This window comes from Xylanibacter brevis P6B11 (assembly GCF_000621825.1).
Classification (GTDB): Bacteria; Bacteroidota; Bacteroidia; order Bacteroidales; family Bacteroidaceae; genus Prevotella; species Prevotella brevis.
In genome coordinates, this window is sequence record NZ_JHXG01000007.1 from 86,614 (window position 1) to 99,166 (window position 12,553).

At 44.7% G+C, this 12,553-nt stretch carries 12 protein-coding genes; 5 read left to right on the forward strand and 7 right to left on the reverse strand.

Annotated features, from left to right (window positions below; translation table 11 throughout):
- Positions 1–81: 81 nt before the first annotated feature.
- Complete coding sequence (locus T496_RS0103220) at positions 82–1,290, forward strand: sialate O-acetylesterase (RefSeq protein WP_027449469.1); 1,209 nt, start codon at positions 82–84, stop codon at positions 1,288–1,290.
- A gap of 166 nt (positions 1,291–1,456) precedes the next feature.
- On the opposite strand, the gene T496_RS0103225 is transcribed toward T496_RS0103220, so the two are convergent.
- The 4 genes from T496_RS0103225 to T496_RS0103240 are packed head-to-tail and all read right to left on the reverse strand — an operon-like array spanning position 1,457 to position 5,772.
- Complete coding sequence (locus T496_RS0103225) at positions 1,457–2,305, reverse strand: glycosyltransferase family 2 protein (protein WP_027449470.1); 849 nt, start codon at positions 2,303–2,305, stop codon at positions 1,457–1,459.
- A 17-nt stretch (positions 2,306–2,322) separates the two neighbouring features.
- Positions 2,323–3,468 (reverse strand): glycosyltransferase family 4 protein, encoded by a 1,146-nt coding sequence (locus tag T496_RS0103230; RefSeq protein WP_044110591.1) that lies wholly within the window; start codon positions 3,466–3,468, stop codon positions 2,323–2,325.
- 8 nt (positions 3,469–3,476) lie between these two features.
- Entirely contained in the window at positions 3,477–4,547 is a 1,071-nt protein-coding gene (locus tag T496_RS14360) for a glycosyltransferase family 2 protein (protein WP_052342053.1), read from the reverse strand.
- A gap of 10 nt (positions 4,548–4,557) precedes the next feature.
- Positions 4,558–5,772 carry a glycosyltransferase family protein gene (locus T496_RS0103240; protein WP_231477991.1) on the reverse strand — a complete coding sequence of 405 codons (1,215 nt, stop codon included), beginning with the start codon at positions 5,770–5,772 and terminating at the stop codon, positions 4,558–4,560.
- Here T496_RS0103240 and T496_RS0103245 point away from each other — a divergent pair.
- The 3 genes from T496_RS0103245 to T496_RS0103255 are packed head-to-tail and all read left to right on the forward strand — an operon-like array spanning position 5,764 to position 8,631.
- The gene (locus T496_RS0103245) at positions 5,764–6,903 is read left to right on the forward strand and encodes a glycosyltransferase (protein WP_027449473.1); all 1,140 of its coding nucleotides are present in this window, start codon (positions 5,764–5,766) and stop codon (positions 6,901–6,903) included. The two genes, T496_RS0103240 and T496_RS0103245, sit on opposite strands and share 9 nt — an antisense overlap.
- A gap of 4 nt (positions 6,904–6,907) precedes the next feature.
- Positions 6,908–7,498, forward strand: a complete 591-nt coding sequence (locus T496_RS13350) for an acyltransferase (protein WP_044110597.1) — start codon at positions 6,908–6,910, stop codon at positions 7,496–7,498.
- Entirely contained in the window at positions 7,495–8,631 is a 1,137-nt protein-coding gene (locus T496_RS0103255) for a glycosyltransferase family 4 protein (RefSeq protein WP_027449474.1), read from the forward strand. Before T496_RS13350 ends, T496_RS0103255 begins: the two co-directional genes overlap by 4 nt.
- Here T496_RS0103255 and T496_RS0103260 read toward each other — a convergent pair.
- From T496_RS0103260 to aspS, 3 genes are all read right to left on the reverse strand, one after another.
- A complete protein-coding gene (locus T496_RS0103260; RefSeq protein WP_027449475.1) occupies positions 8,598–8,945 on the reverse strand; it encodes a hypothetical protein in 348 nt (115 codons plus the stop codon). The two genes, T496_RS0103255 and T496_RS0103260, sit on opposite strands and share 34 nt — an antisense overlap.
- 75 nt (positions 8,946–9,020) lie before the next feature.
- A complete protein-coding gene (locus T496_RS0103265; RefSeq protein WP_027449476.1) occupies positions 9,021–9,326 on the reverse strand; it encodes a winged helix-turn-helix domain-containing protein in 306 nt (101 codons plus the stop codon).
- Between the two features lie 195 nt (positions 9,327–9,521).
- A complete protein-coding gene (gene aspS, locus T496_RS0103270; RefSeq protein WP_027449477.1) occupies positions 9,522–11,285 on the reverse strand; it encodes an aspartate--tRNA ligase in 1,764 nt (587 codons plus the stop codon).
- A 117-nt stretch (positions 11,286–11,402) separates the two neighbouring features.
- Between aspS and T496_RS0103275 the strand changes: the two genes are divergently transcribed.
- Positions 11,403–12,539: a glycoside hydrolase family 88/105 protein gene (locus T496_RS0103275; RefSeq protein WP_027449478.1), complete on the forward strand. Its 1,137-nt coding sequence runs from the start codon at positions 11,403–11,405 to the stop codon at positions 12,537–12,539.
- Positions 12,540–12,553 lie beyond the last annotated feature (14 nt).

Consider the following 12,553-nt stretch of genomic DNA (forward strand, 5'->3'; position numbering starts at 1 on the left):
AGAATATAAAGGAGAAAAAATTTGGTTATTATGGTATTATCGCTTATCTTTGCAGAATAACTCAAAAGACAAAAGCTGTGTATGAAACGACTGAATGCGTATATTCTACTTTTTGCAAGCCTTCTGTTTACCGCCTGCCAGGAGAACTACGAACATAAGACGGTGGTTTGCATTCCTGTCTATGGTCAGAGTCTGGCCATGGGCGAGGAGGCGGAGCGCATGACCGACTTCGACTCACTGGCTGCCTATGCCGATGGACGCATTGTGACAGAGAACTTAGATCATCGTTTCGGCTATTTCGATAATGACCCCAAGAAATATTGGTTCAAGAAAGTGGTTGGTTACCAAAAGCGTGCCTACGAGCTGTCTGTGTATAAGATGGCAGAAGTACTTGCCGACCACTTTGGCGAAGACACCCTGATATGTATCTTCCCTGGCGGACAAGGAGCCACAGCCATTGCCAATCTGAGCAAAGGCACACTACCCTATCAGCGCTTCATTGAGAATATTCAATCGGCATACGAGACAGCACAGGAAAGAGGATGGGACTTCATCGTTCCAGCCATCTGCTGGATGCAGGGCGAATCGGACATTGTGGACTATCCCAGCACCATCTATCACGACATGCTGACTCAAATCTGGAAAGACATGAATGATGATATCCTGCAGATAACACATCAAAAGGATAGCATCCCTTTCATCTGTTACCAAGCTAATTCACTTGGCAGAGCCGTTGACTTCAAGCCCGAAGCATACGAATGCAGGGAGACTGAGGTGCCACAAACTTTCGTTAATCTCTTGCAAAACAATCCTCGTTTCTGGGCAAGCGGACCAACCTATCCCTACAGTTGTGTCAACGAGAAAATACATATCGACGCCAAGTGTCAGCAAAGCATGGGCATGCTTGCTGCGCAAACGGCACTAGGCATCATGAAAGGTAGCGAGCGCTTTCGCGGCCTCATCCCAGTAAAGACCTCTTTTGAGGATAACAATGTCACGATAGAGCTCAACGTTCCCACGCCTCCCTTGACACTCGACACCACACAGGTTCGCAAGGTTAACCTCTATGGTTTCAGCGTTATCAATCAGAAGAATCAGGATATTGCCCAAAACATCATTCTTGAAGGTAACACCATCAAAATTCATTGTTCAGAATCGCCACTTAATTGTCGTGTCCGCTATGCCGTGAATGGCGACTATATGAAGAGTGGCAATCAGCATGGTCCTCGCGGAAATCTACGCGATGCTAAGGGAAACTGGTGCTATCAGTTCGATATGCCATTGGAATAAGGATACTTTTCTCATTGAAAAACGTTACTTTTTCATTTGCCGACCTACGTCAACACATCTGCCGACCTAGGTCGGCAAAGAGAAAGGAGAAACTATTGAATCACCAAACCATAGGTTTGGAGGCTTCAAACACATCGTTTGGAGGCCCCAAACAGTTCGTTTGGCGCTACTTTACCAAATTATCTTCGGAATCTTCGTAGTGATCAGTCTTGTGAAAGATACGAGTAATGCCTTTCAACTGGTAGCGAGCATGGTCAACAAAACTCTTCCAAACAGACTGTTTGCCAAGTGTGCCATAGCCTGTCATGGGACGAACCCTGCAATTATAGAGGAATGCTATCCTACCAAACTGCTTCAGTGACAAAGCCAACGAGCCATCCTCGCCACGACGAATGTCTGTGCGTATCTGCACTTGGCGCGCATAGTCGGCACGGAAAGCAAAGGTCATACCGCGGATACAGAGCTCTGGGCGCTTGAAATGCTGTATCCACAAGAAGGTATCGCGCATGAACTCAAACCAGAACAAGCTCCATGCAGAATGCTTCTCGTCAGGATAGAAGCTCCAGAAAGTGCCCACACAAGAGACATCGGGCTTGGTAAGCACTTCCATCATCTTGTCAACATAGCAAGAGGGATAGAGCGTGTCGGCATCAATAAAGAAATGGTACTTTCCTCGAGAATTGTCCAGTCCGCACTTACGCGCAAAGCCTGGGCTCTGCTTCTCCTCATTAAAATACGGGATACCCAATGTCTTATAGATTTCCTCCGTACCATCTTTAGAGTTATTATTCACACCAATAATCTCCAGAGGATACTTCGACTGAAGTTCGCTTAACGACCATAAACATGCAGGCATGCGTCGCTCCTCGTTATGAGCAATGACAACAACACTCACCAAAGGCTCTTCGCTCTGTAAAGTACGTATTCGCTGACGGATACCCTCAACAACATCCTGCGGAACCTCAGAGAACGGTTTACCATAAATGCTTAAATATTGTTTGTACCAATTTGCCATAACACGTTCCTAATTATTTAATACTTGAACAATTCATCCCATTTCGTCATGATTACATTCATTTCGTATTTATGAACATCTTTACGTGCTTGCTTCCCCATCATCTTTCGTTCTTCCTCGTGTTCTATCATCCATAACATTTTCGCAGCCAAATCTTCCACATTACCATTCTCAGCTAGAAGCCCATTTTCTCCGTCTATTATTATTTCTTCTGGACCATATTTACATTTAAATGATACGCATGGAATACCACAAGACATAGCTTCTACCAAAACTAAACCAAAACCTTCGTATCGTGAACTTAATACCAAAAAATCACTACGTTGATATTCGTCATATATATTACTTATTGGGCTATTCAAAGTAATACTGCTTTCTAAATTATAATGACGTATCTTTCTTTCCAACACTTCTTTGTTTGAACCTTCGCCAAATATATCTATCCGCCATCCAGAACAACGATTGGCAACAATACTAAAAGCATCAATCAACAGATCAAAACCCTTTTGTTCATGTAAACGACCAACACAAATTATTCTATGACTAGTTCCGTTATGAGGAATAACTGTCTCTGGAATATAAGTAACAGGATTAGGAATAACTATCACATTAGGAACATATTGGCTCCAATCAGCAGCATCACCTTGTGTAAGAGAAATAAAATAATCAGCCTTTGCCACCTTATTCAAGACAACATCGTCATACCGAGCTGCTATCAAACGATGAAAAGGCTTATTTCGATAGTCATATGTTTTTTTTACCGTATAGCAAGCAACATGAGATTCTATTAGCCGAAAAGCGGAAGTTTTAATTGATAGAATAATATCTATCAATTTAATAGAATATGTCGTAGTGATAAGAATATCGGGGTGTAACTCATCAAGCTGTATTTGTAATCGATTCTTGAATTGACGACGCAACTGTAGCTTTTTGAAAAAACGCCTCAAAAAGCCGTATTTATCAACAAGAAAGAAACGTGTATCAAGATCTACATGACGAATAGAAGAATGCAAAGGAAATGCCAAAGGATGTGTTCCTTGTTCATATGTAACCAACGTTACGTCATAACCATGGTCTGCCAAATAATTCATCTTATCAGACATAACACGCTCTGTCCCTGCTTTTAACGCAAACGATTTTAGTACATAAATAATCCTTTTCATATGGTAAATTATATCCACTTCATGGTTCTTCCTAATATATATGAAAAACAAACGAAAAGAGAGGAAGGCAACTTACTCAAAAGATAAAAGAAAAAGTGAAAGCCCCTGTATCGCTTAAACCGTATTATCTCTGAAATAGAAGCCGGATGCTTTAATTCTTGTCGAATTTCTTCATTAAATATTTTTTCTGTAAAACGATGACGATGACGAAGTGCCACACACACTGCACGAAACTTATGCTTCATAACTCTTGCACAATGTACATCATAAAATGAGCGATCTTTCAAACGAGCACAATGTGAAGTCATTATTGAATCCGTTTGAAAGCGTTCACGTATTTCACGGATAGGAATCTGCTTCCTTGCCATGTATCCCATAATAGAATTAGGTCGAGATACATAATTATAAGTAATATCAGGAATAATAACTGCTGTGTTCACCTCCGAATAGTAATCAGAAAGGAATAATGCATCTTCCTCTTTCCTACCATAAAACTGCAGATCGTTCTTTCTAAGAAAAACAGCAGAAAACAATATATTCCATACAACTATAGCTACATGCCAACGCAAGTCTTGACAAACATAATTTGCAAAGGCATCTTTTCCTTGGAATAATTGATATTTTGCATATTGATAAGTAGGCAACTCCTCACCAGTATCCAAAGCAACTCGACGATGAGAAGCAATTGCTACATCAGTGTTATATTTCTCTGCTTGTTCTACTAACAATTGTATGGCATTGGATTCTATAAAATCGTCAGAATCAATAAAATAGAGGTACTTACCCTTACATTCACGGATTGCTGTATTTCGAGCCTCTCCAATACCTTTATTCATATCATGAGCGACAATTCTAATTAAATCACCACGAGGGTGAGATTTTTGCAATGCAGCAACAATCTGCATAGAATTATCTGTACCCAAATCATCAACCACAAGAATTTCCAAATTCTGATAAGTCTGGTTTAGAACAGACAATAAACACTTCTCAATATATGGTTCAACATTATATACAGGTATGCCAATAGTAACTAAAGGCGAACACTCTGTTATATCGGGAGCAGTTGTTTTCATCATCATGTTATAGTTATTAATTGGCTACAGACTCCATTACAATTTGCATTTGATTCTTCCACGAAAGTGACTCTATAGTTGTCCGTATCTCAAAAGGCTTCATATCAAAATGCGCCATAAAATCAACTATACTTTGAATATTTATCGGAGATTCATCAGGCGAAGCCTTAATGACATAAGGTTGACCTTCAAAATCGGAATCATATTCAGAATAGATAAAGGGAATACCACGCGCAGCATATTCTCTATTCTTTAGGGTCTTAATGCTAGTTATACCACTACGATGACGAGCCAAAGAGCCTATTGCGAACTGACATTGATTGAAAACCTCGTCAAGCGAATCTCCATATAGCTTTCCGTGGAATACAACTTTATCTTTGATTTGATATCGCGTAATAATAGATAGGAAATCGCGCATCATGTAATCTTCAATTCCACCTACAATATGAAACACAACAGATTGTGTTCCACCTTGTTGATAGTATTCACCCAATCCAGTCAACAAACGATCAAAACCATGCCATGGATGTACTTCTGCGACACCAATGAGATGTAGTTCTGGTTCCTCATGACAATTAACTGATGACATATGCAGTGGAAGGCTGTCAAAATCTACACCATTACTGATACGGATGGTACGCTGGCCAAATATTTCACGAGCATCAGAAAACGTGACTATAGCATCCATATACGATGACAACCGACGACGGAACAATTTGTCAAAAATATGTTCCGCTCTGTATTTAAAAGGCAAAGAACTGAATTCCCCATCATATGGGAAGGTTGGAACTTCCATCAAGGCCTTGATTCCATTCTTCCTAATTTGCTTAAACAAGCGAATAGTAAAGGGAGAAGCGTTCATAAAACAGCGAACATATACTAACTCTATACGATGCTGCTTACAATAAGTTTCTACGCATCTATAGTCCATCCGCTGCAGTAACGAAGCCCATTTACCACGCCCATAATTACAGATAATCTGTCCATCTACATATCGACAACGTGAACCATCTGCTGCAAAATCATAATAGCATACATGCACTTCATGACCGTTCTGACGCAGCCCTTTAATTTGAGCAAGCATTTTCTTGGAAATGCCACTAGATTCCTCAAATCCGTGATATGTAAGGAAAAGGATTTTCACGTAATAATTGCATTTTTGTGCAAATATACAGTTTTTCTTTGAAACCATCAATTTTTTTTTGTATTTTTGCGAACGAATATGAAACATATCTGCTTTTTAGTAGACTCGATATTCACTGTTGGCGGTGTGCAACGAGTGACAAGGGTAATTGCCGAGGAATTGGCGAAAGACTTTGATGTGACCATTGTGACACTCGACCAGCCTCCACTGATCAGGAAGGATGACGTTCTGACCATTCGTCATTTTGCTTATCCAGACACGCCACAATGGAAGCTACCGCTCTGCAAAGCGTATAGCTATTTGTATCGTAAGTTCCTGCCAAAAAACAAATTCACATCCGACCTCTATGCTCACAGTTCTTTTCCTGCAGAGAAGAGGAATGCACTGGCGAAGGAGCTGCAGCAAGGACATTACGATGCAATCATAGGGGTGCATGCACCATTGGCTGTACGTCTGGCCGCATGCAGAAAGCAATTGAATGGCACGAAACTGATTGGATGGATACACAATTCCTACCAGGCACTCTTTGGTGATGATTCGCGCTACCTAGGACCAGAACTGCGAAAACATTATGAATGGCAACTGGACAAGCTTGATGAGACGGTTGTGCTCTGTCAACATGATGCAAAGGCATATCATATTCCCACGAAGGTTATATACAATCCTCTGACGCTTATTCCTGGAGAACCTTCAAAGGGGACATCCAAGAAGTTCCTAGCTGTGGGGCGCTTCTCGCCTCTGCATAAAGGTTTTGACTTGCTGATCAAGGCTTTCGCCTTGTTTGCAAAGAACAACAAGGAGTGGACGCTCGACATTGTGGGTGAGGGCGAGGAAGAAGAAACATATAGAAGTCTCATCAAGCAAAATCACTTGGAAGACAGAATCACCATTCACCCATTCACCAACGATGTTCAGAGGTATTACTCTGAGGCTCAGGTCTATATTCTCAGTTCGCGCTGGGAGGGCATGCCCTTGGTTTTGGTTGAAGCAATGGCACATGGACTGCCTATTGTTTCATCAGACCTAAGTGTGAGCAAAGAAATTATGGGTGGCTTTGGATTATACTTCAAAAATGGAGATATCGAAGATTTGGCACGCTGCATGCAACAGGCAACAACAATGGACTGGAACCAAAAATCAAAAGAAGCAATGGCTATTGCATGCAGATTCGACATCCGGGCGATTGCTACACAATGGAGAAATATGATAAATGAATAACGCTATGGATAAGGATTCATTGAGAACACAGCTAAAAGGAAATCCCAAGATAAAACAACTGTTGGACTGGCTGATCATGAATCAGCGCGATGCCCGACCACGCTGGTATATCCGAGTACTGGCTCCGTTTTACCAGCGTCGCGGAAGGGGCTCCAAGATCTACCTCAGCGTACGTATGGACACACCTCCATACCGTTGTTTCTCGCTGGGCAGCCACAGCGTGGTGGAGTCTTTCTCGTGCATCAACAATGCTGTAGGCGACGTGATTATTGGTAAGCATACTCGCATTGGACTTCACAACACGATTATTGGTCCTGTAACCATTGGCAATCATGTGAACTTGGCACAGGGCATCACGGTGAGCGCCCTAAACCATAATTTTACCGACACAACCAAGCGCATCGACGAACAGGGCGTCACAACCAAGCCTGTAGTCATTGGCGATGACGTCTGGATAGGTGCCAACGCAGTCATTCTGCCAGGTGTCACCATTGGAAGACATGCGGTGGTGGCAGCTGGCGCTGTGGTCACACAGGACGTGCCCGAGAAGAGCTTAGTAGGTGGTGTTCCTGCAAAAATCATCAAGTCGTTATGAGAATAGGCATCGAAGCACAGCGCATCTTCCGCAAAAACAAGCACGGCATGGACTATGTGGTGCTGCAGGAGATTCTACAACTGCAACAGATGGATCATGAGAACGAATATTTCGTTTTCGTGAAACCTGGTCCCGACCGTTGTGTCAACGACACGAAGAATTTCCACATTGTTGAGGTCAACATGCCCTCCTACCCGCTTTGGGAACAAGTGGCATTGCCGCAGGCTGCCAAGAAAGCACAAGTTGATTTGCTGCACTGCACCAGCAACACGGCACCAATCTGGTGCGATATTCCATTGGTGCTGACTCTTCACGACATTATCTTCTTGGAACCACGTGACAAGAGCAACAAATCGCTCTACCAAAACATGGGGTGGTTCTATCGCCGACTGGTGGTGCCGCGCATTCTTGACAAATGCCAGCGCATCATCACCGTGTCTAACTTCGAGAAAGACAACATCGTGCATAAGCTAGGCATCGAAGAGGAACGGATGGCGATGATTTACAATGGTTACAACGAATGGTTCAAACCACTTAGTTCTCCTCGCCCATTGGATGGATTAGAGGCCGGCTTCTTATTCTTTCTCGGCAACACCGATCCCAAGAAGAATACAGAGCGCACCTTGATAGCATACTCCAACTATTTGGAACGTTCATGCGTGAAGCGACCTTTACTGATGGCCGATCTGGACAAGGACTACCTGAATGGCATCATCACGCGCAACCACATTGAGAATATCCGCAAGAAAATCTTTATGCCGGGCTATATTCCCAATGCCGACTTACCTTTTATCTATAATAATGCCTTTGCGTTCCTCTACACCTCACTGCGCGAGAGTTTTGGCATTCCACTTCTCGAGGCAATGGCTTGCGGAACGCCTGTCATCACTAGCAACACGTCGTCTATGCCTGAAATAGGCGGTTCTGATGCCATTTTGGTAAATCCAGAAAAGGCCGATGAGATTGCCGATGCACTCATCAAGTTGGAAAGCGACGAAGCCTACTACCAACAACAAAAAGAGATTGGGTTGAAACGTGCGCAATTGTTCTCTTGGAAAAAGACGGCAGAACAATTGCTGCAGCTATATAAGGATGTTTTTCAAAAATCAAACAGACTGAGCGAGAAATCCTGACTGGGTTTCTCGTTTTCCGGCTCTTCTGCCTCGGGCATTTCTTCAGCAAACTCAAGCATCAACTGGCGGGCATCCGCATTGTTCTGCGTGTTCAGCCTGTAATACCCCCTGCGGCCTGTACTCTCTATCAAGCTCTGGGCCGACTTTGAGTTTCTCAACAGGTATTGCTGTACAAACTGGTGCACTTCCTGCAAGTCTGGCTGCGAGAAGAGCGTGCAACTCATGTTATATACATGCTTGGCAAGCGACGAGACGCTGATACCTCGCTCGCCCACCTCCGATAGAATATGCAATATCTGTTGTTCGTAATTCATATCTACACACAAAACAATAACCAATATCCATAGTGGCTATTGGTTATCGCTTTATTAGTTATTGTTCTGCTATGATTAAGCCAGAGCAACTTTGTTGTCGTCTGCATTCTGCAGCTTGCCCTCTTTAAAGAGCCAGCCAAGACCCAGCAGAGTCTCTTCTTCTGAAATCTTTGCAGCCTTAGCAATCTCGCTTACAGAGAGAGCCTTGTCAGCAGCAGCAAGTGCCTGATATACATCACCTGCCTTGAAACCGATGTTCTCTGCATTTACTGCAACAGTAGTCTTCTTGGTTGTAGTTTTCTTGGTCGTGGTAGCTTTCTTGGCTGCAGCAACCTTTGTCTCAGTAGCAGCCTTCTTAGTTGTAGCTTTCTTTTCTGCCATAATACTTAAAAATTAATACTATTGAAGTTGAATTAGATTAATTCTGTTGCAAAAATACAATTATTTCTTAAAGATGTTCGCATTATTTTAGCAGATTTTAATATTGATGTAAACTTTCTTGACCAATATCAAGAAAGGCGCAGAAAATTTGTCATCTGCGCCTTTCAACTTATTGAATATGAAACTATTTTCAGCTTATTCTTTTTCCTGAATATCTACTTTCAGGTTCAGTTCTTCCAACTGCTTGGGGTCAAGTTCGCCAGGAGCATCGAGCATGACATCGCGACCAGAGTTGTTCTTGGGGAATGCGATGCAGTCACGAATGCTGTCGAGACCAGCCATAAGGCTGACAAAACGGTCGAGACCGAAAGCAAGACCTGCATGAGGGGGTGCACCATACTTGAAGGCGTTGATCAAGAAGCCAAACTGTGCCATAGCACGCTCTGGTGTAAAGCCCAGAATCTGGAACATCTTCTCCTGCAGCTTACCATCGTGGATACGCAGTGAACCACCGCCTACCTCTACGCCGTTGCACACAAAGTCGTAGGCCACAGCACGTACTTTTGCTGGATCGGTATCGAGCAAGGGGATATCGTCGGGGTTGGGCAGCGTGAAGGGATGGTGTGTAGCCATGAGGCGCTGCTCCTCGTCGCTCCACTCAAACAGTGGGAAGTCAACAATCCAAAGACATACGAACTTGTCTTTATCGCGCAGTCCCAGACGGTCGCCCATCTCCAGACGCAGGGTGCACAATTGTACACGGGTCTTATTGGCGTTGTCGCCACTGAGGATGAGCACCAGATCACCATCCTTAGCACCCATAGCCTCTTTCACCTTCTGCCATACCTCTGGCTCGTAGAACTTATCGATAGAGCTCTTCACAGTGCCATCGGCATTGAACTTCACATAAACCAAACCTTTAGCACCCACCTGAGGACGCTTTACAAAGTCGGTCAGCTGATCCAGCTGCTTGCGAGTATAGTCGGCTGCGCCTGGCACGCAGATACCGCCAATATAGTTGGCCTCGTTGAACACGGGGAATGAGCCTGTACCCTTCAGCACGTCCATCAGCTCTACGAACTCCATACCGAAGCGGAGGTCTGGCTTATCGGAACCAAAGCGACGCATAGCCTCGTGCCATGTCATGCGCTGAAGTGGGGGCAATTCAATGCCACGAATCTCCTTGAACAGGTGGCGAGCCAGATTCTCGAAGACCTCGAGCACGTCTTCCTGGTCAACGAAAGACATCTCGCAGTCAATCTGTGTGAACTCGGGCTGACGGTCGGCACGCAGGTCCTCATCGCGGAAACACTTGGCAATCTGGAAATAACGGTCGAAACCACTGACCATCAGCAACTGCTTCAACGTCTGTGGGCTCTGGGGCAGTGCATAGAACTGTCCGGGATTCATGCGGCTGGGCACCACGAAGTCGCGTGCGCCCTCGGGCGTAGAACCAATGAGAATAGGCGTCTCAACCTCGATAAAGTTGAGTGAATCAAGGAAGTTGCGAATCAAGATGGTCATCTTATGACGCAGTTCCAGATTCTTGCGCACAGCCTGACGGCGCAGGTCCAGATAGCGATACTTCATACGGATATCATCGCCGCCATCGGTCTGATCCTCGATGGTGAATGGGGGCGTCAGACTCTCGCTGAGGATGTTCAACTCAGACACCAGAATCTCAACATCGCCTGTAGGCATCTTGGGGTTCTTTGACTGACGCTCGCTCACCAGTCCCTTAATCTGAATACAAAATTCACGACCCAGCTTGTTGGCACGGTCGCAGAGGTCAGCATCCTTTGACTCGTCGAAGACCAGCTGAGTGATACCATAACGGTCGCGAAGGTCAACGAAGGTCATACCGCCCATCTTACGTGTACGCTGAACCCATCCGGCCAGTGTCACTTGTTGGCCGGCATTGGCAAGACGAAGCTCGCCACAAGTATTTGTTCTATACATATTTATATATTTATGTTTTTTCTTTCAGCCTGCAAAGTTACTATTATTTTTGGAAACAACGTGTCTTTTTAGAAAATAATTGCTAACTTTGCACACTGAAACTAATTCTATAAAACAATGAAACGATTCTTTTTACTACTTACGCTGGCGGCCCTGGCCATCATGATGAGTGCACAGAATGCAGAAGAGGTACTCAATGTGACACGCCGTGCCAACGACTACTTCATGGAGAAATACGACGACCCTACCCTGCCTACAAACGTCAAAAAGATACGTCCATCGCACCTGTGGACACGTGCTGTGTACTACGAGGGACTGATGGCTCTGCAGGAAGTGGATCCGCAACAGCGCTATCTGGACTACACCGATCGCTGGGCTGGCTTCCACCAGTGGACGCCACGCAACGGCGTGAACACTTGCGATGCCGACGACCAGTGTTGTGCACAGACATACCTGATACGCTACCTCAGCACAAGAGACGACCAGATGCTCACACCAGCTCGACTGAATCTGGATCATCAGATGCTGACTATCAACAAGAAAAACGGTAGTCTATACGGCTGGTGGACATGGATTGATGCGATACAGATGGCAATGCCTCTCTATATGCAGATGTATCATATCACTGGCAACAAGGCCTACAGAGACCATGCTATGAAGATGTATCGCTGGAGCCGCAACGAGTGTGGCGGTGGACTCTACAACAAGCGCGACGGACTGTGGTGGCGCGATGCCGACTTCGTGCCACCCTACAAGGAGCCCGATGGCAAAGATTGCTACTGGAGTCGCGGCAACGGATGGGTATATGCCGCCTTGGTGCGCTCGATGAATGAGTTGTCAACCCGCGAAAAAGCATATAAAGAGCTGAAACGCGACTTTATGGCTATGAGCAAGGCACTGAAAAACTGTCAGCGCGAGGATGGTTTCTGGAATCCCAGTCTCGTGTCCACCAACTATGCCATGCCTGAAACCAGCGGCACGGCCCTCTTCCTCTATGGCATCTGCTGGGGCATGCAACAAGGTTATCTGAAGGAAAAGGACTATGCGCCCATCGCCCAAAAAGCATGGAAGGCAATAGCCTCGGTGGTGCACAAGAATGGATTCCTGGGATGGATGCAGGGCACAGGCAAAGAACCGGCTGACGGACAGCCACTTTCGTTCGACCGCGAGCCAGACTTCGAAGATTACGGAACGGGATGTTTTCTGCTGGGAGCCACAGAATATTACAAGTGGCTTTCTATTAAAAAAGATTAAAATAATACCGTTTT

What these genes read in the sequence shown, in the direction of transcription:
- T496_RS0103220 (WP_027449469.1), top strand. Translation starts at nt 82, where the DNA reads ATGAAACGACTGAATGCGTATATTCTACTTTTTGCAAGCCTTCTGTTT.
- T496_RS0103225 (WP_027449470.1), bottom strand. Translation starts at nt 2,305, where the DNA reads ATGGCAAATTGGTACAAACAATATTTAAGCATTTATGGTAAACCGTTC.
- T496_RS0103230 (WP_044110591.1), bottom strand. Translation starts at nt 3,468, where the DNA reads ATGAAAAGGATTATTTATGTACTAAAATCGTTTGCGTTAAAAGCAGGG.
- T496_RS14360 (WP_052342053.1), bottom strand. Translation starts at nt 4,547, where the DNA reads ATGATGATGAAAACAACTGCTCCCGATATAACAGAGTGTTCGCCTTTA.
- T496_RS0103245 (WP_027449473.1), top strand. Translation starts at nt 5,764, where the DNA reads ATGAAACATATCTGCTTTTTAGTAGACTCGATATTCACTGTTGGCGGT.
- T496_RS0103240 (WP_231477991.1), bottom strand. Translation starts at nt 5,772, where the DNA reads ATGTTTCATATTCGTTCGCAAAAATACAAAAAAAAATTGATGGTTTCA.
- T496_RS13350 (WP_044110597.1), top strand. Translation starts at nt 6,908, where the DNA reads ATGGATAAGGATTCATTGAGAACACAGCTAAAAGGAAATCCCAAGATA.
- T496_RS0103255 (WP_027449474.1), top strand. Translation starts at nt 7,495, where the DNA reads ATGAGAATAGGCATCGAAGCACAGCGCATCTTCCGCAAAAACAAGCAC.
- T496_RS0103260 (WP_027449475.1), bottom strand. Translation starts at nt 8,945, where the DNA reads ATGAATTACGAACAACAGATATTGCATATTCTATCGGAGGTGGGCGAG.
- T496_RS0103265 (WP_027449476.1), bottom strand. Translation starts at nt 9,326, where the DNA reads ATGGCAGAAAAGAAAGCTACAACTAAGAAGGCTGCTACTGAGACAAAG.
- aspS (WP_027449477.1), bottom strand. Translation starts at nt 11,285, where the DNA reads ATGTATAGAACAAATACTTGTGGCGAGCTTCGTCTTGCCAATGCCGGC.
- T496_RS0103275 (WP_027449478.1), top strand. Translation starts at nt 11,403, where the DNA reads ATGAAACGATTCTTTTTACTACTTACGCTGGCGGCCCTGGCCATCATG.